Annotated in this window: 23 protein-coding genes and 3 pseudogenes; 18 read left to right on the forward strand and 8 right to left on the reverse strand. The window is 53.8% G+C overall.

The window, feature by feature from the left end; translation table 11 throughout:
* Positions 1 to 8 precede the first annotated feature (8 nt).
* Entirely contained in the window at positions 9 to 644 is a 636-nt protein-coding gene (locus BLR34_RS06045; RefSeq protein ID WP_092700659.1) for an IS6 family transposase, read from the reverse strand.
* Between the two features lie 69 nt (positions 645 to 713).
* Here BLR34_RS06045 and BLR34_RS06050 point away from each other — a divergent pair, with 69 nt between their 5' ends.
* From BLR34_RS06050 to BLR34_RS06070, 5 genes and pseudogenes are all read left to right on the forward strand, one after another.
* Positions 714 to 1,454 carry an HNH endonuclease gene (locus BLR34_RS06050; RefSeq protein WP_092700662.1) on the forward strand — a complete coding sequence of 247 codons (741 nt, stop codon included), beginning with the start codon at positions 714 to 716 and terminating at the stop codon, positions 1,452 to 1,454.
* 195 nt (positions 1,455 to 1,649) lie between these two features.
* A pseudogene (locus tag BLR34_RS06055) lies at positions 1,650 to 1,937 on the forward strand (IS4 family transposase); the annotation flags it as partial.
* Positions 1,938 to 2,906: 969 nt separating this feature from the next.
* On the forward strand, positions 2,907 to 3,875 hold the full coding sequence (locus BLR34_RS06060; RefSeq protein ID WP_176765246.1) for a site-specific integrase: 969 nt from the start codon (positions 2,907 to 2,909) through the stop codon (positions 3,873 to 3,875).
* 48 nt (positions 3,876 to 3,923) lie between these two features.
* On the forward strand, positions 3,924 to 4,229 hold the full coding sequence (locus tag BLR34_RS06065) for a hypothetical protein (protein ID WP_092700669.1): 306 nt from the start codon (positions 3,924 to 3,926) through the stop codon (positions 4,227 to 4,229).
* A gap of 101 nt (positions 4,230 to 4,330) precedes the next feature.
* Positions 4,331 to 5,655, forward strand: a pseudogene (locus BLR34_RS06070) (IS4 family transposase).
* Positions 5,656 to 6,240: 585 nt separating this feature from the next.
* On the opposite strand, the gene BLR34_RS17500 reads toward BLR34_RS06070, so the two are convergent.
* Together BLR34_RS17500 and BLR34_RS06075 are read right to left on the reverse strand one after the other, a co-directional pair.
* A complete protein-coding gene (locus tag BLR34_RS17500) occupies positions 6,241 to 6,369 on the reverse strand; it encodes a hypothetical protein (RefSeq protein WP_281240902.1) in 129 nt (42 codons plus the stop codon).
* A gap of 456 nt (positions 6,370 to 6,825) precedes the next feature.
* Positions 6,826 to 7,233 carry a hypothetical protein gene (locus BLR34_RS06075; RefSeq protein WP_176765247.1) on the reverse strand — a complete coding sequence of 136 codons (408 nt, stop codon included), beginning with the start codon at positions 7,231 to 7,233 and terminating at the stop codon, positions 6,826 to 6,828.
* Here BLR34_RS06075 and BLR34_RS17355 point away from each other — a divergent pair.
* From BLR34_RS17355 to BLR34_RS06090, 3 genes and pseudogenes are all read left to right on the forward strand, one after another.
* Positions 7,212 to 7,919, forward strand: a pseudogene (locus BLR34_RS17355) (MarR family transcriptional regulator); the annotation flags it as partial. The gene BLR34_RS06075 and the pseudogene BLR34_RS17355 sit on opposite strands and share 22 nt — an antisense overlap.
* A gap of 191 nt (positions 7,920 to 8,110) precedes the next feature.
* Positions 8,111 to 8,920, forward strand: coding sequence for a nucleotidyltransferase domain-containing protein (locus BLR34_RS06085; protein ID WP_092700672.1), 810 nt, complete (start codon positions 8,111 to 8,113; stop codon positions 8,918 to 8,920).
* On the forward strand, positions 8,913 to 9,422 hold the full coding sequence (locus BLR34_RS06090) for a DUF8154 family protein (protein ID WP_092700676.1): 510 nt from the start codon (positions 8,913 to 8,915) through the stop codon (positions 9,420 to 9,422). Before BLR34_RS06085 ends, BLR34_RS06090 begins: the two co-directional genes overlap by 8 nt.
* Before the next feature lie 48 nt (positions 9,423 to 9,470).
* Here the strand turns inward: BLR34_RS06090 and BLR34_RS06095 are convergent, their stop codons facing one another.
* Positions 9,471 to 10,067: a hypothetical protein gene (locus tag BLR34_RS06095; protein ID WP_245683184.1), complete on the reverse strand. Its 597-nt coding sequence runs from the start codon at positions 10,065 to 10,067 to the stop codon at positions 9,471 to 9,473.
* Positions 10,068 to 10,198: 131 nt separating this feature from the next.
* Positions 10,199 to 11,029 (reverse strand): type IV toxin-antitoxin system AbiEi family antitoxin domain-containing protein, encoded by an 831-nt coding sequence (locus BLR34_RS06100; protein WP_092700679.1) that lies wholly within the window; start codon positions 11,027 to 11,029, stop codon positions 10,199 to 10,201.
* A gap of 366 nt (positions 11,030 to 11,395) precedes the next feature.
* Here BLR34_RS06100 and BLR34_RS06105 point away from each other — a divergent pair, with 366 nt between their 5' ends.
* The 5 genes from BLR34_RS06105 to BLR34_RS06130 all read left to right on the forward strand — a co-directional run bounded on the left by BLR34_RS06105 (position 11,396) and on the right by BLR34_RS06130 (position 14,396).
* The gene (locus tag BLR34_RS06105; RefSeq protein ID WP_092700682.1) at positions 11,396 to 11,686 is read left to right on the forward strand and encodes a DUF433 domain-containing protein; all 291 of its coding nucleotides are present in this window, start codon (positions 11,396 to 11,398) and stop codon (positions 11,684 to 11,686) included.
* Positions 11,687 to 11,689: 3 nt separating this feature from the next.
* Positions 11,690 to 12,034, forward strand: coding sequence for a DUF5615 family PIN-like protein (locus BLR34_RS06110; protein ID WP_092700686.1), 345 nt, complete (start codon positions 11,690 to 11,692; stop codon positions 12,032 to 12,034).
* Between the two features lie 158 nt (positions 12,035 to 12,192).
* A complete protein-coding gene (locus BLR34_RS06115) occupies positions 12,193 to 12,696 on the forward strand; it encodes a winged helix-turn-helix domain-containing protein (RefSeq protein ID WP_092701241.1) in 504 nt (167 codons plus the stop codon).
* Entirely contained in the window at positions 12,668 to 13,222 is a 555-nt protein-coding gene (locus tag BLR34_RS06120; protein WP_245683185.1) for a hypothetical protein, read from the forward strand. The genes BLR34_RS06115 and BLR34_RS06120 overlap by 29 nt, the downstream gene beginning before the upstream one ends.
* 550 nt (positions 13,223 to 13,772) lie before the next feature.
* Entirely contained in the window at positions 13,773 to 14,396 is a 624-nt protein-coding gene (locus tag BLR34_RS06130) for a peptide-methionine (S)-S-oxide reductase (RefSeq protein WP_092700692.1), read from the forward strand.
* Positions 14,397 to 14,494: 98 nt separating this feature from the next.
* Here the strand turns inward: BLR34_RS06130 and thsB are convergent, their stop codons facing one another.
* Both thsB and BLR34_RS06140 read right to left on the reverse strand, forming a co-directional pair.
* A complete protein-coding gene (gene thsB, locus BLR34_RS06135; protein ID WP_092700695.1) occupies positions 14,495 to 16,153 on the reverse strand; it encodes a thermosome subunit beta in 1,659 nt (552 codons plus the stop codon).
* Positions 16,154 to 16,392: 239 nt separating this feature from the next.
* Complete coding sequence (locus BLR34_RS06140; RefSeq protein WP_092700698.1) at positions 16,393 to 17,262, reverse strand: cell division protein CdpA domain-containing protein; 870 nt, start codon at positions 17,260 to 17,262, stop codon at positions 16,393 to 16,395.
* Positions 17,263 to 17,396: 134 nt separating this feature from the next.
* Here BLR34_RS06140 and BLR34_RS06145 point away from each other — a divergent pair, with 134 nt between their 5' ends.
* The gene (locus tag BLR34_RS06145; RefSeq protein ID WP_092700701.1) at positions 17,397 to 17,696 is read left to right on the forward strand and encodes a DUF5789 family protein; all 300 of its coding nucleotides are present in this window, start codon (positions 17,397 to 17,399) and stop codon (positions 17,694 to 17,696) included.
* A gap of 4 nt (positions 17,697 to 17,700) precedes the next feature.
* Here BLR34_RS06145 and BLR34_RS06150 read toward each other — a convergent pair whose 3' ends face one another.
* Complete coding sequence (locus tag BLR34_RS06150; protein WP_176765250.1) at positions 17,701 to 18,783, reverse strand: ATP-binding protein; 1,083 nt, start codon at positions 18,781 to 18,783, stop codon at positions 17,701 to 17,703.
* A gap of 164 nt (positions 18,784 to 18,947) precedes the next feature.
* On the opposite strand from BLR34_RS06150, the gene BLR34_RS06155 reads away from it, so the two are divergent.
* The 4 genes from BLR34_RS06155 (at position 18,948) to BLR34_RS06170 (ending at position 22,343) form a co-directional block, all read left to right on the forward strand.
* Positions 18,948 to 19,403 carry a DUF302 domain-containing protein gene (locus tag BLR34_RS06155; RefSeq protein ID WP_092700707.1) on the forward strand — a complete coding sequence of 152 codons (456 nt, stop codon included), beginning with the start codon at positions 18,948 to 18,950 and terminating at the stop codon, positions 19,401 to 19,403.
* A gap of 51 nt (positions 19,404 to 19,454) precedes the next feature.
* Positions 19,455 to 19,745 carry a DUF7565 family protein gene (locus tag BLR34_RS06160; RefSeq protein WP_092700710.1) on the forward strand — a complete coding sequence of 97 codons (291 nt, stop codon included), beginning with the start codon at positions 19,455 to 19,457 and terminating at the stop codon, positions 19,743 to 19,745.
* Positions 19,717 to 20,061 carry a hypothetical protein gene (locus BLR34_RS06165; RefSeq protein WP_176765251.1) on the forward strand — a complete coding sequence of 115 codons (345 nt, stop codon included), beginning with the start codon at positions 19,717 to 19,719 and terminating at the stop codon, positions 20,059 to 20,061. Before BLR34_RS06160 ends, BLR34_RS06165 begins: the two co-directional genes overlap by 29 nt.
* Positions 20,062 to 20,195: 134 nt before the next feature.
* The gene (locus BLR34_RS06170) at positions 20,196 to 22,343 is read left to right on the forward strand and encodes a hypothetical protein (RefSeq protein ID WP_092700717.1); all 2,148 of its coding nucleotides are present in this window, start codon (positions 20,196 to 20,198) and stop codon (positions 22,341 to 22,343) included.
* Positions 22,344 to 22,351 lie beyond the last annotated feature (8 nt).

The following is a 22,351-nucleotide window of genomic DNA, read 5'->3' on the forward strand; positions in this document are numbered from 1 at the left end:
GGTAGTGTTCAGATAAGCTGATTCCATGCGAAGGCAAACGATCTAAGCCAGTCGTCAGCTGTGTCTGCTTGTGCGTTGCTGAAACAGTTTGAAAAGCTAGTGGTTCGACGTTTTACTTCTCGAAAGACACGTTCGACGCTGTTGCGATTTCCATTGCGTTCGTATCTGAAATCGAGGCCATGTCGTGAACAGGCGTCTTTCAGTGAATGCGAGCCATCGATGAGAAACACCGCATCGTCAACGTTGTGTTTCTCGCGAAGTTCAGCAAAGAATGCATGAGCGATTACCTTGTTTGTTGTCGGTTCAAGCTCTGTATGGAGTAATTCGTTTGTTTCGGGATCGACAGCAGCGTACAGCCAGTATTGCTCGTCATTGAGTTGGATCACAGTCTCGTCAACCGCAACGTGATCCGGGTTTTGCCCATCTTCGGGCTGTAGATCTGCCTTATGAACCCAGTTATGAACAGTCGAACGCGCACGATCGACACCGAATATTTCAAGAACAGAAACAGTATTCGAAAGCGATAGTCCTGCAAGATGCAACTGAATACTGAGCTTCATCAGAAATCGCGGTGTCGCTTCTCGTTCAATAAACTCTAAGTTGATCTGGTCGATACTACCGCTGAGGCTAGCGTTTTCGGGCATGATCACTCAGAAAACGCTACGCCTCACTCTTCAATCCTTATCTGAACACCACCGTTCAGATGTCTACCCATGGATAACCGATATCCAGATGATTGGTCGTCACGTAGCCGAGAAATCAAAAAGCGAGACGACTATACTTGTCAGAACTGTGGTGCAAAAGGGGGACCAAAGGGAAATAATGAGTTACATGCCCACCACGTTGTCCCAATCAGTGACGGGGGTTCTCATAAGAAAACAAATCTAAAGACATTATGTAAAGACTGCCATGATTCAATCCATCATAATGATAAAGTAGCACCGACCGGGAAAGTTGGATCGAATAATAGCACGTCTGATATTAGTGGTGACGCCGTTGCACGTCTTTTTATCAGGTTCTTTGCTGGTTTATTTTTATTTGGTGGTGTTCTTTTGGCATATACTTGGCCATTAATAACTCTTGTCGGTCTTGGTGCCTCGTTCTATGATTTATTATATATCACTGATATTGTGTCAAACAGTAGTTTTCTATTTGTGACAGAAGATCCAGAAAGGCCTGTGATGGATTTCCTTCCAAGTATTATCGGGAAAGAGTGGACACTATTATTGGAGAATATCATTACGTCTCTATTTATAATTCTGGGGGGTCTCATCTATTCCATCATGGGAATCGGTATGTACAATCTAAGTCATATGGGAAAGTCTGATGAAGAAAAAATGAGATACTCGAAAGATAGTTTCCCGCTTAAACATTATATGTGGTGGTTCGAGAAATATTACGAAATAAAAGGCAATACGGAAAACCAGCCAACAGGTAAGATAAGACAAGATTAACTGTAATCTATGTATAATGGCATCCGTCTTTAGCAAATTGCAGAACCGCGTGACACCGATGTCTCTTCGGGGCTATTTTGCGAAGGGAGTGAGGAGGCAACGCTGTGCACACGGACGCCACCTCAGACATCACGGATGAAAAAGCGCACGACAGCACGGAGTTTGACACAGGATCGTGGCTGGAAGGCCGGTTAGCGTTGCTTGATCTTTGCTGCGTTATTGTCACTGGTGGTGAGTCTGGAGCTCCTCTCGATGATAATTGAACACGCAGACGATGCTGCTGTGTTCCCACCTGAACGCTGGGCGGCGACCCGGTCGCACGCCCAGCTCATCCTTGACCGTCTCCGTCAGTTTCTCGGCTACTCACCGCCACCCCTGTTAGATCGGCTGATCGAAGATGCCCGAAAAATCCATCAGCAGCGTCTCGTTCTTCAAGAACGACTGGCTACCAGTATCCAGCCAAGAACCGCAGAGGTGGCTTAGCTAAAGACGGATGCATGCAGATCTAGATCCAGAACGATCAGAACGCATCAGGCAGTCCATCGAAAGTGCTGATGAAGACATCCTTGCAGAGTTACCTGGGCTGACGCCGGGGCAAACAGTTGTGGCAGGCGACGCAATGAATACGCCAGTGCTCGTGCGAATCCGTGAGCGACACATTCCTCATGATACTGAGAGCCCCGCAGCGCGCAGGACTGGTGCGACACCTGGGACGATGAACGGGATGACACTGGCGAGGTTGTCGATCCCTTCGATGGTGAGAAATAAGTTGACGACACGCCGCTGTAGACTTCTAGTTATGAGACTCGGATAAAGCAGGGCAATCAGGATAGTTCATCACCGTCAATGTCAGCACGGTCGTGACAGATTCTCAGGTTTGTCCTCGCGTTCGCGTCTTTCACCTTCTTCCACGTACCACTGTCGAAGGACAGATTCTCAGGTTTGTCCTCGCGTTCGGGTTCAACCCATGTACTGGGAAGTTGGACTCTCTTAGTCACATTCTTCAGGGAATTCTGGGTAGCGGAAAGCGTCGATGAGTTCGTCGATCCAGATAGCTTGAGTAACGTTGACTTGGGTTCCACAATCTGGGCTACTCGGCGTGCGCCGTCGGGGTGCCCTCCAGTGGTACGCAATTCGTTCTCTTCAGAAATTGTTTGGTATGAAAAAGTGGGGGGTCGTGTGAAACTACGAATCATGCACTGGTAGGAAACTCCAAGACCCTGTGATGTCCCTTTCTGGGCACTGAGTCTGCCGATTTGGTATGAAAAAGTGGGGTGGTATGGACGGGATGAAACAGTGGGGTACCGTGGCATGATATCCTAGCTGTGGAGTGGTGGGTGCATTGTCGTTAAGTAGTGGTGGGGTGAATACAGTGCTCCATGTCGGAGTGAAAATCCGTATTCTAGAGATAATTCCTAAAAATTACGTGTTGGTGAGTGTGAATTCGGAGTTATGTCGATGGACGAGGATCCAGACGGGTTTGACGAGACAGTGCAAACGTATCTCCAGGGGCTTCGGGAGAATGTTGCTGATCGTGAGCGCGTGAACCGGCACGTGGGAGTTGTAGAGGAGTTCGCGGAATGGTGCAGGCCGTTCGCCTCGTCACGAAACGATATTACTGCGCAGGCGGCGGCGTTCTTTCTTGAGCGGTTTTCTCAAGATGAGGTGGATCCACACGGTGAGTTGGACGAAGAAGACTACATCAAGCCTGCTCTCGGATTCGTGAGTTATGCTCAACGGATGGATCGTGAGCTGGTTGGGGTGTATTTTTCAGAAGAGCGATTATGGAGTCAGTGGGCAGAAGCGAATGTGAATGATCCACCGATTCCACCGATTTCGCACTCGAAAATTCACGTCAGTTCCCAAGAGGACCTGCAAGCGTATCTTGATCGACTAGAAACACACGCATTTGGAACGCGCGATCATGCGTATGTGCTGTTAGTACTGGAAACGGGGGGAATGGTGTCGGTGCTTGATTTGACGCTGGAGCAGGTGGACCTCGAAGACACCGTTATTAGGATTCCAGTTTCGGATTCATTCATTGCGACCGACGCAGGACTCCTCGACGAGTACGTGTTCCGGTTGAGTGAGCGCACAGAGCCAGCGGTACAAGAATACGTCCGTGAAAATCGCGTACCAACGGATGAAGATAACGCGATGGGAGGTGATTCATCGCCGCTTCTCACATCGCAACGCGGGGACACACTTACCGTGGAGGGAGTGCGGTCATCGCTTCAGAGGAGAGCGCGGTCTATCATCGAAGAAAGCGAAGAGTTCGCTACGCCCGAAGAATCGTTGTCCACACCTGAATTACGGGAGAAAGGTGTGTATTTCACGCCGAGTAAACTGGAAAACACAGCGTCTGCCCCGCCAGCGGTCTCGTATCCACGTCAAGGATACTTCCAGCTTGATTCAGCGTGATCTGGACTAGTCCTCACCTAGTCTGAAGAAGTGGGAGGTTGTGTCAGTGTGTGGGACATACAGTGGTTCAACGCAGTAATTCTCTACTACACTGTCGGGCTCGAAGAAGCTGTCCGAGTCGTCGAGATTTTCGACGATATCGATAATACGGTAGAGGACGTCTCCTCTCCAGCCACACTCACAAACTGCGGGCGCAGTGGCGCCATTGCTGGTGTCTGGTTCGACGCGCCGCAGGCGAAGTTGCTTGTTGCATTCTGGGCATCGATCTTTAATTTGCGAATACACATCGCCACCGTGTACCTCGATTGTTTCCGGGAACGTTTGGTGTTCATTGAGTACCGATTCGAGTGCTGAAGAGATGTCGTCCATTCATTCGTTCTAGTTTAGGCGGTGAACCAGCAGACGAAGCTACGGAAATCGCTGAAGCTACGTGAGTAAGGAACCCGGTGGGAGATATGACCTACTCACCACCGGATTCGGTAGTAGTTGAGCGAATTCAAAGAGCGTTTCCCTCTGATGAATTGCGCGACCGCGGTCGCGCAATGATAGAACGTGAGCGGAAATTCGACTTTGTCGCACTGTTCTACACGCTCTCGTTTGGATTTGCTGCCGGGTCAGATCGGTCTCTTCAGGCGTTTCTTGAACGCTACGTGGAAATGGCTGACTGCGATTCCCTTTCGTATCCTTCCTTCTACGAGTGGTTCTCACCAGCGTTCGTTGCAGTTCTTCGAGAGATCCTCGATGACGCTATCGAGGATCTCGATCCCGGTAGAAACGACTTGAGAGGGCGTCTCGAACACTTTCGAGACGTTCTCATCGTTGACGCAACATTCATCTCACTCTACCAAGACGCTAAGGATGTCTACAGAGCAACTGGTGACGACCAAGCTGGGCTGAAGGTACACCTAACCGAGTCGCTTTCGACTGGCCTTCCAACGCGGTTTCGAACCACCGATGGAGCGACCCATGAACGGGGTCAACTACCCACCGGCGAGTGGGTAGCTGACGCCCTCATCCTGTTCGATCTCGGGTTCTACGATTTCTGGCTGTTCGACCGTATAGACGCCAATGACGGGTGGTTTGTCTCCCGCGTCAAGTCCAATGCTAACCCGAAGGTCGTCGACGAATTACGCACGTGGCGGGGCAACAGTATTTCGCTCGAAGGGAAGTCGCTGAAGGCCGTCCTCGACGACCGTCAGCGACAGGAGATCGACGTTCTCGTCGAATTGGAGTTCGACCGCAAACGTGGTTCTTCAGCCACTGCAACACGTCAGTTCAGATTGGTTGGGCTGCTCAACGAAGACGAAGACGAGTACCATCTCTACTTCACGAATCTGCCGCGTAGCGAGTACTCTGCGCCCGATATCGCGCAACTCTATCGGGCGCGGTGGGAAGTAGAGCTACTGTTCAAAGAGCTGAAATCGCAGTTCGGGCTTGACGAGATCAACACGACTAAACCGTTATCGAGGCATTGGTGATCATGGCGGCGATCTCGCTGATGATCAGCCGCGAGATTGTGGATGAACTCCACAAGCTGGACGCGAAACGACGTGAGAGCGCGGACGCCGACGAGTCGGCGTCGCGGCTGCCTCGCCGTCGTAGTTCACCTGCGGTTGAGCGACATTCACATCTGATCCAATTGTACCTGATGCTGGAGTTGGGCTACGAACTGCCGGATTTAGATGAGTTGCTGCTGTGGGCGTCGCAGAATCCAAATCCACACAGGGAACGGTTACGCAGAGAGGTTGAATCGGGTGAGTTCGCCTTTGACCGTGATTAAACTAGAACGAATGGTCGTCCATTAATTGCTCTCGTTTCTCATCAACTTCGGGGACGATACAGCCGTCTGCGATTACGATGAGTCTGTCACCTGGCATAGTAACACAATTTCAATCTTCGGTCACATATAAGGGTTAGTGCGTAGACAGGTGTGGTTCTGAGTTTGTTACGATAAACCAGTCAAACGGCGTGTTTTGGGGTGAAACGGTGTTGTTGAACGGAGGTTTTCGGAGATTATGATAACTGAGATTAAGTGGTAGTGAGTGGGAGTTCTGCACCGAGAGTAGATAGAAAATCATATTCTAATCATGAGTCTGTCATAGAAATCTTCGCGCGCTCTGCCCGTCTAAGTCTTGTCAAGACCCGCGTGCAAGATACAGGGCGCGAGTCTTGTACATCTGCCAGACGTGGGGTCAATGGACTTGCTGAACTCGTCTCCGAACATCGGGAGCGACGGCTGTGGTCAGTCTCGGCGACCGGTTTCTCGCTCAGAGAACCGCCCAGCGTATTTTAGATTGTGGGCAGACACGTAGTCGATATGGACTGGCGTTCACAGCTTCCGAATCGTGACGTGCTCTGGGGACTGCTACTGATTGTAGTGGTGGTACTGTTGCTCTGGTTTTTCGGGATTGTTGAGTTCGATATCGGAGGCAGAGGCAGAGGGGGTTAGCGCCTGCTCACAGACTGGCCAGTTCATCCGCGTTATTGCCAGCATATCCAGCGGGACTGCCCGCAACACTGCATACATCCTCTGTATGTTGCATAGCAGATTGAGTACAATTTGAGACTGATAGATTAGGGGCTGACGTGGGAATGCACTGTTCGGCTGTGAAAGAGTCTATGACACGCTGATCATTTTAACTGAGTGATTATTTCGGCGTCATTGCGACTAATACGTTCCCGAACTGGGCAAGAGAATTAATTCGCAGTATCTTGCGGTACACAACCAGTCACTTGAATGGTTGTAGGGGTTGTCAATGTGTCGTGTGGTTCTTTGTTTTTCGTATGGACAGCAGTGGCTTCATCGCTTACGGAATTTCGTGTATTGGGTGGCGGCGTAAGTGGGCTTGATATCTGAGGGTTCATGCAAGAATTCAGTTGAAGGAAGTGAATTCTAGGTGCAGTAGCTGGGTTGGTCTTCGAATCAACGAGTGTTTTGTTTCGGAAACTTTCAGAACAGTTCGTCAAGTGTCCGATTGCCTTCGCCGTCTTCATTCAACACGTCCGGATCAGCAGGTGCGGCGTCGGCGTACAACGTCTGTTCTCGTAGCTCGCTGAGTGAAGTTGAGTCCATTGCTTCCTCCGGTTGGGTTGGTTCATCATATTTCAGTACTGTTGCGACTGAGTCCGGTAGGACTGGTCGAGGTGCGTCTTCGTGTCGTTTCACCGTTTCTGTTTTGTGGGTTGCGTCGTGGGCAGCACGCATGATCGGCAGCCCTCGCAGGTAGTTGTACTCTTCGAGCAGAGTGACGCCGAATGCTGTGAGACCCCAGAAATCAGCCGGGATGTCTCTGACGTCGGCGTTTGGCTCGTGGTGGTATTGCGTGAGTAGTTCGTGACTGGCCAGAACTCCTCTCACCGGCAACGATTCGCGTCTGCTGGTACCTCGATGAACCCCGCCGCATCACGGCAATCGCTGACCGACTAGGAATCACACGACAAGCCGTCCACAACTCCCTGGCACCACTCAAGAACCGGGCGATGTTAGTTCCATCGGGCCCAGATTACGCCCTTGCTGACGATCTCCAGTCGTTACTCGCCTTCAGTCACGAAGTCGTGACACATGAACACCGAACACGAGTTCGAGATCTCGCTTCAAGTGCGACCATCGAGTGGTGCGACCCGAACCGTGCACTCGGCCAGGTGCAGACCGCAGAAGATACAGATGCACTCCAACACGCTTCCGAGTGGGATATGACCGGGTTGGCGCGGTTCCACGAGTATGGCCTGCAATTCTTTCTCGCAGGCGAACCGGCGTTCTGGTACGCACCAGATGATCCACTCACGCCTGCGGACGTTGTCTGCCACACACTCGTGCTTGAGGCGGGTTCACGGCGAGTGAGTTACGCGATGCTTCTCATTGAACAGGAGCAAATCAGCGCAGACGAATTGATTGAGACCGCAGAGTGGTACAGCATTGAGTCACTTATTGAACACCTCTACCAGTTCATCGCGGGTGACTTCGGTACCGCTGACGATGCTGGAATCGGTTTTCCGAGTGCCCGGGAATACGCCGCGTTGAAAGCACAGTACGGGGGCGCCTAATATGACCGTGTTCACTGGCGGGGACGCAATCAAGGAGTTTCTCGCTGCGTTTGACGGGTGGCTTTCAGAATTGGTTGACTTGTTTTGATTGTGTACTCAATCCGCCATATCTTGGCGTGGGGTATGCAAGCCTGATAAACTATTCTCGGTTATATATAAATTATATAAGTCCTGGCGAACTAGTACTCCGTATGGGTACTCCAAGTTCAACAAATGAGGCGACAGAAGATTCTTCGTCAGACGAGTCCCGGGCACTCAGTCTTCCATTGCCTGTTCGGGAAGCAGACTTATTCAAACACGAAGCCACACCGCACATTCTCAACTTTCTCAGTGATAACCCCGAAATCAACCTCTCACTCCGGCAATTAACACAGGTGACACCGGTGAGCGAACGCGCGACTCGGGAAGCCGTCAACGTCCTCGTCGCAAACGGGCTGGTCGAGTCATTTCACGAGGGAAACGCACGGCGAGTACACATCAACAGGAACCGCCTCACGGACACAACCGATCCGCTTCTTGCTGTCCCTCAACCGCAATTCCAGGTGCCTGTCCGCGTTGCACGCCGATACATCGAGGAGGAACTGGACGATGTCAAGGGGATAATTCTCTTTGGCAGTGTCGCGCAGGGGAACGCTGACCGCCGGTCGGATATCGACCTGTGGGTACTTGTTGCAGAGGATCATCTGGAACAACGACATCGGGCAAACAAGCTAGCAAAACACCTAGGGGAGCTCAAAATCCCTCGGACGGTTTCTGTTCCAGATGTAGAAGCTGCGGATTTTGAGACTGATTGGGCAGAAATCAAGGACATACTGGAAAACAAGGACTCCCCGGCAGGCACGGCAGAACGATACTCGTTCCAGATTCTCGTCGAAACACCTCAGTCGATTATTGGGCAGGCAGACCGCGTTGAGGCTGAGAAGTTGTTCGGATACGGAATAACGTTGCTATCGACGGAGTTACTCGACCGGGTCAAGATGGAGGTGTTCAATAATGAGTGATCCTACCGAGTTACGAAAAGCGATTGAGGCAGCCGAAGATGCGTTCAGTCACGCTCATGGACAACCTGTATTTGAACCTGGACTGAATGCAGCCGCGGATGCCAGCGATGGGGAAGTACAGATACAGAAAGCCTGCCGATTACTCGAACTCGCACACAGAATCGATGACCTAGGTGAGTACTATGGTGCAATCTTTGAACACTCACTGATTGCAATTGAACACACCTTTCAGGGGTATTTACTGGCGATGACCGGAGTAGACGAAGTAGAGCTTCGCAACCATTCGTCACCGTATGCGTTTGCCAAGGGACAAGTGCCACTTGATGATGAGACAGTTGATGACCTGAAAAACCTCTATGATGCCCGTCGCACCGAGCACTATTATGGGACGACAGTAACGACGAAAACTCAGGCAGAGCAAATCCGTACTGTTGCAGCGATTGTCCACGAATACATTGTAACGTTCGACCAGCAAACCGAGCAGTTCTGTCAGTGTGACTAATATGTAACCCCTTCGCTATAGAGTGGTTTACAACAGCCGCGTGTGTCCTCACAAGAACTCGTCGTGTTCCGTCTGGAAGTCCCGAACGATACGTCCAAGACTTGACTGAAGTGTGTGCGTTGCGTGTTCTTTCACTTCGAGGAGATGCTCGCGTTTCTTCCCGGACGCGTCTGCAGCCATGCGTTCCAGTTCCTGTGCGAGTGCCTGAATGGTCTCCTCGTCTTCGAGTGAGTCGTACGTCCGAAACACGTCTTGGAGTGCACGGATTGCTGACTGTCGCACACGCCCGTCGTCGTCTGTCATGGTTTCAAGCAGAAATCCACAAAGCGTGTCAGTCTGCGTTCGAACCTCGTCAACGTTCGCGTCCAGCGAAGGTTCCCCAGCGTCGAGTGCAACGACAGCAGGAATGCCGGGCACGAGTTGTTCAGTGACACGGACGACTGCCTGCCGAACGTAGCCGTCATCGTGTTCGCGATAAATAGCGACGAGGTCGTCGAAGTGGGTATTGAACAACACCATCCGCTCGTTCAGGTCCATGTCTTTGATGTCGTCGATTACGCCGTTTACCTGATCGGAGTCACTCGATTGAAGTGCGTCAGCGAACTCTTCCCACTGCTGGTCCAGAGGAGGGTTTTGGTCAGTCATTGTCCTGATGTAGTACTGGAGCGATATCATCAATAAGGTACGTATCGAGGGACTGGCGGACAGTTTCAAGTGGCGGTACATCCGCGACGAGTTCAGGTAGTGTTGTGTTCCAGTCTTCAGAGATAGCGGTGTCATTTAGCATGTGTTGCTGGCAACTCCTCGTCAGAGACATTAATATACAACCGATACCTGCCGTCGTAACTTCCGTCTCCAGAGCGAGTCGGATCCAGTGGAGAGGCTCCCGACGTGAACTTCGCTGTCACCTCCTCTCGCTCCGGGACAGTAACTCCGTAATGATCCATGAGGTAGACAAGTCGTTTGAGCGCGGCACCGTTTTCGATTCGCAGCGCGTGCTCGATGAGTGTCGAAGGATCGTATCCGTCGGTTCCTTCCTGTATCCCCTTGGCGAGTTCGCGGATCCCGCCGCAGTGATTTGGTTGGTCTGCACAATCTGCAAGTGTCTTTTCCGGCGTAGCGATGGGGACGGCCTGTCCGGCGACGGCATGATTTTGATGACCGAAGAGTTTCCGTTCTGCGAGCGTGACGAAGTGATATTCGACATCATGGACCGTTCGGTCAGGGAGGCGTTTGGTCGTTGCAACGTAGACTGACCGGGGGACCTGCTCGGTGAAGCCGTGGAAATTTAGTGCGCTCCAGTATCCGATGTACATCGGTTCGACGAGGTGGCTGGCGATGTGGTACTCGTGGGCAGTGTACTGTGAATCCTCACCGGCAGCTAATGGGACGACAAGGTAGAGCCCTGGCTTCAGTCGCGTGAGCCACCCGTTGTTGGCGAGTCGGGAGGCTGTCGTTTTCGCGGATTCGTACGTTGTGTCCAGGGCCTCGGCCAAGTCGTCTATTGTGAATATCTCGTTATTCTGGCTCGCCAGTAGCGAAAGCGCGCGACTCTCTCGTTCCGAGAGTCCACGTCGTATATTTTGATTGCTATCTGTCGGAGTCACGTTTACACACAATGAATGAAGTGTAGACGGAGCATATGCGTTGTGCCGATAGATAATTCATTGGGTGTAGCCTTACTGTTTACACTTATTGAATGAAGTAGATAGTTATGGAGATATCAATTCCACAGCTGGGATGGACCCCGAACTGAACGTCTGTACTATCCACTCCCGCCACCTCCTTCTAGAGAAAGGATTGTAATATAGGGTGATAGGTGTGTCAAGGTGAGAGTGCTGTCGCATCGTGGGGGTGGCGAAGGCTGTGCGGACAGAGCGGTGGTCTCTCATATGATTTCCTGGTCTTCTGACTCTCTTCGACGATAGAGTCGGTAGAGGGTTTAAATACCCTGGGGCGACTACTTTCTTTCAATGGCTACACAGGAGTATCGTATCGTCTCTGGAGAGGAATCGGAGATACACAAAGAACCACATATCGAGGGAAGTCGAGTGACGGTACGAGACGTGTATGTCCGGGTGGAGCACCGAGGACTTAGTCCCGACCGAGTGGCAGAGCGGTACAATCTAGATATCGCTGACGTCTACGAGGCACTCGCGTACTATCACAACAATCCCGAAGAGATGCAACAGGTCGAGAAACGACACGAACGTGCTGGTGAGGAAGCGAAGCGGCGATCATCGCTAACGCCTCCTGAAAACTGACCGATGGTGTATCGGCTTATTTTAGACGAGAACGTGGAGCATGAGGTCTTTCATCGGCTCGAAAACTACGGGCACGATGTCGAACACGTAGACTTCGTCCCCGAACTCGGGAAAGGAACGGACGATTATCCGATTGCCCAGTATTCCCTGGACACCGACCGAGTGATCGTCACGTACGACGATGACTTCGTACTGGAGGTTGACGAAGCGGACTATCGCGCAGTATTGTATCTTCACGACGCTAGACTTCCCGTCAAGGAGGTTGCGGATATTGTCCACGCAGTCTCCCAACACTATCCACAAGAGGAGATACAGGGGCTCGAATATATCGGCGACGAGTGGCTCTGAGCAGTTATTCGGCCAGTAAGCGTTGTGCTGATAGCCAGTTTTGCGTCTGCAACAACCCCCGTAATCAAATAATTGAATATTGCGAAATTATTTGCATCGACAGCCCGTAGCCGTTAATACAGATGACAGACAGCCCTCCGCAACCGTGGACGGACGACATGAGTGGGCGCGAGCGTGTTCGTGCTGTCGTTGAGACGCTGGAGGGGCCAGCCACAGTTCAGGAAATCGCTGAGCAGGCGGACACCTCTCGGAACACTGCCGCCGACGAGTTGGAACGCCTCGAACGGGACAAATGGGTGCAGGAAACAACGGTTGACGGGAAACAAGCCTACGATTTGTATCCGGTGCGGCTGTTCATGGACGAAGTCATCACGATGGCTGAAGACCACGACAAAGATGAATTGGAACGGCAACTCATCGAGTTGACCGAAGAACAAGAGACGTTGTGCGATGAATGGGACGTTGACGGATTGGACGAGTTTCGGGAGGAGCTGGCGGAGGAAGACTTCACCGCAGCGGAATTGCGTGAGCGACGAAACGTGATTGACACGTGGAAGGCCACCGACACCGAGATTGATCTTGTTCGCCAGGCGCTCCAGTTGTATGACAAGGTCGAGGAGTTGCAGCCGACCGGTGACGGGACGCTTCCCCAGCACGCTTGAGGTATCTATGGTTATCTTTTTCGCCAATCGGTCAAATCTGCAGGTCAGACGGCTTCACGCAGGGATCAAGAAGCGATGGAGAAAACATCTCTCGGAAGTACGTGTCACACGGGCCTCCGCTCGCGACCCGGGAATGTATCGAGTGATTGGTGAAGTCGATCCACGGTCGTTTCTCGACGACGAGTCGTATCCAGCCAGCGAGACACGAATCGAAATCGGGTTCAAATTGCAAACACCCGACCCGTACGAGTATTACTGGTTCAACTGGATCGACCCAGAACGGGAACTGATGGTCGGATGGCATCAAGACGATGACCATAACGATCTCGGCCCGGTTCACCTCCAAGTGAACGATGGTACATCGGCAGTCGATCACCAACCAGCACATTTCCTTGATGCCCACCCGTACAGCGTTGTCGAACAACGGTTCGGGGAATTGTCAGCAGCCATTGCTGCTATCGAATGGGATGACTCGGGACGACCGAGCGGGTTCGATGTGTCGTCACCAGTAATCGACACGACGTGATACCGATTGTTCTCACCATCTCAAGTAGATGACAATCATAATGGAGAGTAGAGTCTAGTTTTCAATTGGTACTGTCTGTAATTATACCACTGATATAACCCCTCATTTCTTTATATAGCTTGCCTGTGATTCCGAAACTCAAACGAACGATTTCCCCGAATCACCCCGGATCTGTAATAAATGATCGCTATATCGGCACCCCCAATTCGATGCCTCAGAAATCGCCGGTGGGCAATCATCCGGGAGAACCCCCGACAGTTATATAGAACCCTTGCTGAGTCGGATTGTCGGCTTGGGCAATTAAGTGCTGTCCTTAAGTTTCTCGAGTCCCAACAACCGCTCACATGGTCGAAAACGGCCGTTTCAGGATCACGGGTGAAAACTCCTATAAAGAGTTTTCCCCGAGGGTGGGGGGCGCCCTCTCGAGGCAATGACCGGGGTTCAAATCCCCGCCGGAGCACTCTTTTCGACGGTGACGTACTGTTCTAGACGGTATCTCATCAGATGTCGCCCACAGCCTTATCGACACAGAAACCTAAGTCGGGATACGATGACACTCACGCCGACTGTTCTCCGAGAGTACGACAATCGGGCACCCACAGCGACCGAGACAGCTACGTTCGGGCTCGGTTGTTTCTGGGGACCGGACGCGCGCTTCGGTGCAATCGAGGGTGTCATTCGGACGCGGGCCGGTTACGCGGGCGGAACGAAGCCGGACCCGTCGTATCGGACCCTCGGTGACCACACCGAAGTGGTCCAGGTCGATTACGACCCCGAGACGGTGTCGTTCCAAAAGCTGCTTACGGTGGCCTTCGAAGAACACAGTCCACGCAATCAGACAGAGAAACGCCAGTACCAGAATATCGTCTTCACCGAGAGTGAGACACAGCGTGAGGCAGTTGGGACGTTTCTCGACACAAGCAATTACAGGGCCGACGAACTCGGCACCCGTTTTGAATCCCTGGAGACCTTTCATATCGCCGAACCGTACCACCAGAAGTTCAACCTCAGCGACAAGCACTGGATTACCGGCCCGTTCGAGAAGGCGGGCTACGCCGAGGCCGACATCAGAGAGTCACCCGCAGCCGCGAAGCTGAACGCCCACGTCGCCGGCCACGATGTCTCTGTGCCCTTTCTCTCTGACCGTGGTCCGCTGGCGTCTCGCTCCGAGTGAGCGGCCGCTTGAGGGTGCTGTGGCTACCAAGTGTCGACTCCGAAAATCAAGTGCCGGTGCAAGTACAGACGAGACAGCGGGTAGCAGGGCGTCCGCTCTTACATCATGCCGCCCATGCCGCCGCCCATACCGCCCATGCCGCCGCCCATACCGCCGGCAGGGCCGCCGTCTTCGTCAGAGTCGCCAGCCTGGATGATATCGTCGATTTTGAGGACGAGGTTGGCTGCCTCGCTGGCAGAGGTCAGCGCCTGCTTTTTGGCGCTTGGCGTCTCGACGACGCCAGCCTCGAAGGTGTCTTCGATGTCGCCCGTGAAGACGTTCAGTCCAGCGTACTCGTCACCGTCGCTGTGGGCAGCGCGCAGACCAACGAGCGTGTCGATGCTGTCGAGACCAGCGTTCTCGGCGAGGACGCGGGGCACGACATCGAGTGCATCGGCGAACGCCTCGACGGCGAGCTGTTCGCGGCCGCTGACACTGTCAGCGTACTCGCGAAGGCGTGCAGCGACCTCGACCTCGGGTGCGCCGCCACCGGGCAGCGCCTCGCCGCGGCTCATCGCGGTGCCGACCACGTCGAGCGCGTCTTCGACGCCGCGTTCGAGTTCGTCGACGACGTGCTCGGTCGAGCCGCGGAGAAGCAGCGTCACACCGTGGGAGGTCTCGTCGGTGCCCTCGATGTAGAACAGCTCTTCACTCTCGTCACGGCGGACGTTGCCGGTGCCGAGGAACTCTGCGGTCGCGGTGTCGAGATTGGAGACGACATCTGCACCGATAATCTCGCGGAGGAACTCCACGTCAGAGCGCTTGACGCGTTTGAGTGCGAGGATGCCCTCTTTGGCGAGGTAGTGCTGGACCATGTCGTCGATGCCCTTCTGACAGACCACGACGTCTGCACCGAGGTCGACAATCTGGTCGACCTTCTCGCGGAGTGCCTGTTCTTCCTGCTCGATGAAGTCCTGAAGCTGGCTCGGGTCGGTGATGCTTGCTTGCGTGTCAGCTTCGGCCTCGTCGAGTTCGAGTGGCTCGTCGATGACGAGGATGTTCGCGTCCTCTGCCTCGGACGGCATCTCCTCGTGAACAGGGTCCTTGTCGATGACAGCCCCTTCGAGCAGTTCCGACTCGCCGGCACCGCGGCCGGTCTGGGTCTCGACTTTCAGGAAGGCGAGGTCGACGATCGTCGAGCCGTCGTCGGCTTCGACGGTGACGGCCTCGGCACCGTCGACGATGAGGTCCGAGAGGTTCTCCTTGTACTGCTCGGCGCCTTTGCCCGTCATCGAGGTCTGGGCGATTTTCCGGAACGTCTCGCGGTCGTCACGGTCGACATCGATGGTGACGTCGTCGAGTTCTTCGCGGGCTTGGTCGGCGGCCATGTTGAAGCCCTTGATGATGGCCGTGGGGTGGATGTCCTGGTCGAGGAGTTCCTCGGCGTTTTTGAGGAGCTCGCCCGCGATGGCGACCGCCGTCGTCGTCCCGTCGCCGGCCTCGTCTTCCTGGGTTTCGGCGACTTCGACAATCATCTCGGCAGTCGGGTTGTCGATGTCCATCTCCTCGAGGATGGTGACGCCGTCGTTCGTGACGACGATGTCACCCAGCGAGGTGACGAGCATCTTGTCCATCCCCTTCGGCCCGAGTGTCGACCGTACCGACTCGGCGACGGCCCGTGCGGCCGCGATGTTGTGTTCCTGCGCGCTCTTGTCTTTCATTCTCTCCGCGTCGTCACCCATAATAATCATGGGCTGACCCTGCATCTGCTGACTCATAATCAATTGAAAGTTTGCATGTGGTTCTATATAAATGTATGTGTTCGCGGCCGAGCTCAAAATAGGTTTGAAAACGGTTATTCGTCGGAATCGCAGTACGTGAGGCTATGAGAAAGACAGTCATGATGGTATATAGCATACGCCAATCCACGCGTCTGTCTCGTTTTTATAATATAGATATCGCGGGAATCGGGCGACGCTGCGGTCGGAATAAAAGCAGTTGCTGTGGGGCGCAGGAATCAGTTGTTCGAAGTCCACTCCGAGCAGGCGTCCATATCGTCCATCACGTCTTCGTGGAGCCCGCAGTAGGGAACGTACTCGTCGTCGACACTGACGTATCTGAAGTGGTCGCAGTTACCGCAGTAGGTGTCTGGTCGCCGGCGGGTCTTTGCCGATTCGAGGACGTCGTCTTCGATAGCGGGGTCGCCGGTGGTCGCAGCGCCGCCGTCGCTCGTCGGTTCGGCCATGACGACCGAGTCGTCTGTCGCGGCCGGGGCGGCCTGTGAGCCGTCGTTTGTCTGTGTCGGAACCGCCCCGTCGGGGTCGTTGCCGAACAGTCCGACGCTCCCAAAGCCAGGGATTCCGGGTGTCCCCGACTCGGTCGGCCTGATGACACGGACTTTTCCTTCTTCGGTGATTTCGACACGCGCGGTCCCGCCAGGGTCGTCGCGTGTCTTGAACGTCGCGACCGCGACGAACAGACACCAGAACGTGACGAGCGTGCCCGCCAGATAGAGCGCGATGGTGCCGAGGGCAAACTGCGGGTCGTTCGAGAGCCACTGGTCGGGATAGGCATAGCTGAACAACGCGACGCCGAAGACAGTGAGGCTCGCACCGATGGCGGCAGCAGCACGCGTCGTGTCACTCGCCGGGAGAACAACGAAGATGCCGACAAAGACCGCCGGGACACCAAGCCCCGCTAACACGCCGGCAGCCTGGCGCGCCTCGTAGAGGTCGAGCCCAAGCCACGACGACAGGTCTGTCGTCGCTATCGGAATCGCCCCCACGACGAGCACCGCACCGACAGCGAATACAGCCATCCCCAGCAGCCGCTGTTGCGGGTCCACGACCGTCCGTCCACCCTCGTACACGTCGGACAGGTCAGTCATGCATCTACGTTGGACGACAACTCACAAAACTACCCGTCAGACGGCCGTCAGACGGTCGCGCTCCGGCGAGAGTTACTCGTTGGTCTTCGAGCCGTGTCACAACAGTCAAATTGGCGGCGGGTAAACGTCCAGCTATGTCAGACGAGGACGACTCCGGTATCGAGCTTGGCGAAGGAGAGCCAGTCGAGGGTGCGCCACTTGCCCGTGTCTCGGCACGGCTGATGTGGGGTATCGAGAAGAGTACTATCGTGGACAGAGAGGGTGAGACACAGATTCGGACGCCAGACGGCCCTCGGCCGCTCGCGGATATCCTCGACGAGGTCGACCGGACCTACTTCGACACACAGCAGACGTTCCACGACGCTGTCGAACCAGTCATCGGACACGGTGCGGTGCCAACAGCAGACAGCGACGAGACCGAACCGAGCGAGTAGTCTGTCACTCGAGGTCGGGAAGCAGAATGTTTACCCGCGTCCCGTCTCCGGACTGGTCGAAAGACAACTCACCGTCAAGACGAGTGAGACACCACTTGACAATCCAGAGCCCGATGCCGTTTCCGTGCAGGAGTTTTGTCTCACTGTTTTCGGTAATCGGTTTGAGTACCTCGCTGGGAATCTCGGAACCGTTGTCCTCGACAGAGAGTGCGCAGGCGTGTCGAGACTGTTCTGGCGTCTGAACGGCGACGGTGACCTCCGGCTCGGCGCCGTCGGTGTAGACAACCGCATTCTCGAGCAACTCGTTGAGTGCGTTCCAGAGGAGTTTCTTGTCGGTCGTGACGGTCGGAATCTCGTCGGGATAACTGGCCGAACATGACACATCCGTTCGCTCGTTGTACGCCTCAAGGATTGGCTCGACAAGCGAGTCAAGCGAGAACGTCGTCGGCTCCAGTGGCGTATCGATAGCGAGCTGTTCGAGCGCGCGCGCTTTGTCGGTCGTCTGTAGCAGTTCGTCGACGACAGACCGAATCTTCACGCCCGCCACCTCCGAGTCCTCGACATCGCCGTCGGCAAGCGAGTCAGCCGTCAGCCGTATCACGTTGAGTCTGTTCCGCAGGTCGTGTCGGAGTACCCGATTTAACACCTGATAGTACTGGTCTTGGAGTTGCTCTTTTGTCGGGTCTTCCGAAAGCAAGCCGAGCTGGCGAAACTTCGAGATTTCGTCAACCACGATAGCCAACTCGACAATCTCTCCGTCGACGATGCGATGAAACACTGCATACGGCTGTTCAATCGCGTCATCTGTCGGTTCGACACCGTATGCCGAGTCAATCTGGTCGAGGGTTGCGGTGGCACGAATAGCAACCTGGTCGCCTTGGACGACAGTCTGTTCGACTGTCATCTGTTCGGGGACGAACGTGCGGTCACTCTCCTCGATGAGCGCGATATATTCAGACCGTGACAGCCGCTCGCCGTTGATGATGACCGTTGCGTCCTCGGACAGGAACTGCGTTGCTGCGGCTACCCGTGACGACTCGTTTGCCACGTTGATATACTCGTGAACGATTCGAACTTTCTCAGACACCACCATCGTTAATACAGCCGATTCCCGTCTGACCCCTCACCGACTCAGTCAACGTTTGACACAGGCAATCTTAACTGTTTTGCCTGTCGTCCCGTCGGTAGGCCGGCATGAGCGAACATACGCGTTTAGCAGTGGTTTATGACGGAGCGGAATCAATAGCCAGTATGTCACTCCCAATCGACCCGACAGAGCTGAGCGAAGAAGACATCGGCGAACACCGTGTCACGCTGGCGATGGACCACGAGGAGGCAGTCGAGTTCGTCCGCAAGTGCTGTGAAGAGACCGGCTTTGGCATCCCCGTCGAGTTCTCGCCCGCCGAGTTGCTCAACGAGAAAGTCGCCGCCGACCGAGACCCATACTACGTACTGGGTGCGTGCAATCCAAACGTTGCCGACAAGGCACTCGACGCCTCGGAGAAACAGATTGGTGGGCTATTCCCGTGTAACATGATCATCTGGGAACAAGAGCCGGGCCGCCAGCAGGTCTATCACGTCTCGATAATGCGGATTGCTCGACTCGTTGGGATGGCCCCCGACGACGAGGAGTGGGAGGATATCGTCGCGGAGACCGGGGAACTCGTCGGGGAGTGTTTCGAGCGCCTGCGCGCGAAAGCAGTCTGACACGGGCCAGCGAAGACAGGTTTTTATCACTCCCCTGCGAGTCCACTAGCAATGGCGCGCTGGAAGTGTGCAATCGAGGGCGACGACGCCACGTTCGACCGCGTCGAGGACCTGATGGTCCATCAGGCGGCCGAACACGAACGCATCAAATGCAACGTCTGCGGTGCGGTCATCCCGGACGGCTATTTCGCTATCCGACACGCGTTCGACGAGCACTCGCGCGCGGAGTACGTTCGCGCTTACGATGCCTCTGCGGCCGAGGTCCGACGGCGAGAGAAGGTCAAAGAAGCCATCGAGGAGGTGGCCGACCTCCGTGAAGTCGTCGACCGACTCGACGAGTAACGACGCGATGCACTTTTGCTGGCACGGTGACTACACTCGCGCGATGACGACTGCGCCGAGTCGATTCCATATCGGGCTGTACCTCGTCAGCGTCACCGGGCTCTCGGGACTCGCTATCGGCCTCTCGTATGCCGTGTTTGCCGCCGGCCTCACCGATGGCGTCGAGTCGTTCCTCACGGACCCGTCTGGCACCGTGCTGGGCAACCCTGTCGGCGTTCTCGGTATTGCTGGTGTGTTTGGTACCCTGTTTTGTCTGTTTGTGGCCGTCATCGTCGGCGGTGCGCGATACGCTGACCAAAATCGGCAGCGGAAGTAATGAACTCAGGCTCCTGTCGCTACGGACGCCACGTATCTCATCGCGCTGTCGGGGCGACACTGTCCAGTTTCTGACAGAACGAGAGGCGGTGATTTGGGATAGGTATTTCCGAAATCAGGTAATATCAGCGTTTGATGAGCCAGGATGGACTCGTATTTAACAAGCTGTCGGACACGGTTTTAGAGGTTCGAGACACCATCTCGAATCAACAATACCGTATCGAGAGTCCCGAGCCGATGGAGATAGGGCCGACCGAGTACGATGATTTCCCGGGACCAGTCACAGATACTATCGTGATTGATGCTGCTGAGCTTACAATACGCGGGGCGAGTGGGCCAACAATCCGAGACGAAGACGGTCGTATGGAAGCACACATTGGAACGGATGAGCGAACATACACTTCCAGTGATGACAGTACATTTCTCGAACTCCATACCGTGGTAAAGACATATCTTCGGATTGACGGGCTGTTCGAATTTACGACTACAACTAATCAGGGTACTCTCAAAGCTCCAGAGGACACACGTGTAATCCTCGGGAGTCGTGCCTGGTGGTGTTATCCAACTGAGACAATCACTGTTTCTGAGTCAGTGACCGATCTTATAGATGCGGTTTCTCATTTCGGAGACTCAATCTTAGACACATCTCCTGAACGGTCTTTTTCGACCATACGTGGCCATCCGCCACGACTACGTGTCGGAGAGTCACTGGATATCCCCGATTCAATTACAAAGCCTGACTCTGGTATAACAATAACTGTACCCTCAACTATATCGGCAGTTCTCAGTGTCGCTCCACTCGCTTACTATTTGTCCGCAACGGTCGAACCCGGAGAAGAATTTATTATTAGAACAGACTCTGGCTTCGCCTATCAACCTGAGTATGACTCACTTCATACTGCGGTGCAGTCTGTGCTAACCCAATGTTTTTATCTCGACTGTTTAATCAGGACCGAGGGCCTCTACCAGGTTGATTTACAAGAGCGACACGATTTTGAAGAGCGTGCCGAGACGGAGCTTGATTTTAAACATCTGTACGAACAGACCCTCGCTAATCGGACTAAGGAATACTTGCAGATTGACTCAGATATCATTGAGAATATTACAACAGAGTGGCCGATAACAGCCGTTGTAGAACCGGGCACAAGTGCAATCGAGTCTCTGCCGTATCTAGCCTACGAACTTGCAAAAATTCGGCCGGAAAAACCACCTCGTTACACCGGTGATAAAGCCAAACGATATGCAATCAAATCATTCTCTAGAAGTCAGTCAGACACCCGTAGTACTACGCTCGTGTTTCAAAATGAGGCAGAATTTGTTGACGTTCCCGAGACAGAGAGCCACCAAACGATATGGGTTGGGGATGGCGTTCCACTGAATGCTATGAAGTTCGTTCGTGAGGGGTACAATCACGAGACAATTGGTAAGAAAACAGAGACAATATTAGATGACGAAGGGGCGTCTTCATCTGAACTCGAAGTATCTGTAGTTTGCAACGGGGACACCATGGGACGAGAGCTACACGAGATTCAGAGTAGTTTGGCGCCGCGTGATGACTATTCCATTGACCTATCAATGTATTCCCAGACGTCGGCAGACGAACTCAAGCAGATCCTCGAACAAGGTGCTAGCTATTTACACTTCATTGGCCACGCTACCCCTACTGGTTTAGAATGTACTGACGGGATGTTAGATGTCGCAACGATACATGAGAGTAACGTAACGACGTTTTTCTTGAACGCGTGTCAGTCATATCAACAGGGCAAAGAACTCGTTAGACAGGGCAGTAGTGGCGGTATTGTTACATATAGCGATATCTCAGATAGGTTCGCGCTGGAAACTAGTAGTTTGGTCATACAGTTGTTGAACTCAGGGTTTACCATTGGGTCCTGTCTCAATATCGTGAAAGGTACGACACCAATTGGAAGACAGTATACTACTGTTGGCTCTCATAAGGCAAAGATAGTGCGAGCAGGAAGTATGATTCCGCACATTCGGCGTGTTTCGAAGAATGAGGAAGGATACAGTCTTAATATAATCACAGATGGAATCTGTGGTCCCGAAGATACAGTTGGTGGACTGGTTACCCACTATATTGAGGATATGGACCGATATCGGGTCATACCTTCATCAACGACGGTCAATATCGAGACTGATGAGCTGAGGGAATTTCTGTCGGTAGATGATATCCCAGTGATTTATCAGGGGAAACTTCAGTCGAGAGCCGAGTTCTTCGAGACGATTGAACAGGAGCCCTCCGGTAGCAATTCAAGCACTCGCTGACTCTGCCG

It is taken from the genome of Halovenus aranensis (assembly GCF_900100385.1).
In the GTDB taxonomy this organism is placed as follows: Archaea; Halobacteriota; Halobacteria; order Halobacteriales; family Haloarculaceae; genus Halovenus; species Halovenus aranensis.